At 64.0% G+C, this 763-nt stretch carries 1 pseudogene; it reads left to right on the forward strand.

Features of this window, described 5'->3' with window-relative positions:
* Positions 1 to 763, forward strand: a pseudogene (locus BN358_RS27240) (hypothetical protein); the annotation flags it as partial.

Here is a 763-nt window from a genome sequence, read left to right on the forward strand (position 1 = left end):
CCCCTTCGGTACGCTGAGCCACACCCGCCTGTCGGCGGATGGCAAGCTCAACGTGCTGCTCATCGCGTACGAGACCAACACCTACGCCTTCGAGGTGGTCGTGGTCGCCCGCCGCACCGAAACCCTCCTGGACGCCTGGCGGCTGGTGACATTCGGCAAACTGCTCGCCAAGTACGAGGACCGACTGCGCGAGTACCAGCAGAAAGTGGAACAGATCAAGGCCGACGCGCAAGCGAAAGCCGAGCGCGACAACACGTTGCCGTTCGGGGCCCCGCCGGCAATGAACCAGGCCACCATCGCCGCAGAACTGAAGAAGCACTGCATCTCGGTGCTGACCCAGCAGTGGTACGACGCGTTCGACGCCACCAAGGACGGCACCCCGCCCACCTTCGACCTTGTGGACGCGGCCGCCGAGGGCGCGTACATCCGGTTCTTCGAGCAATCCTTCGAATGGGACCAGACCCAATGGGTGTTCTACCCGTACTTCTGGGCACGGAAGAACACCTGGGTGGATCGCTTCCTGAAGCAGGACGCCGACCCCCAGTTCCAGGACTTCCTGCGAGCTGGCTCTGCACGCGTCGTGGTTCCGGTACGGCCCGGGTTCGAACTTGCGATCACCCACTTCCTCGAAACCGGAAAGCTGTGGGGCGGGGAGGCGAACCCCCCCAGATCAACAACCCGATGTATGTCGCGATCGTCGATGAGATCCGGGAACGCACCGGCGCCCCCCAAGGCGAAATCCCGGTCGGTGAGCCGTGGGAAA

Source organism: Sedimentibacter sp. B4 (assembly GCF_000309315.1).
Lineage (GTDB): Bacteria > Bacillota > Clostridia > Tissierellales > Sedimentibacteraceae > Sedimentibacter > Sedimentibacter saalensis.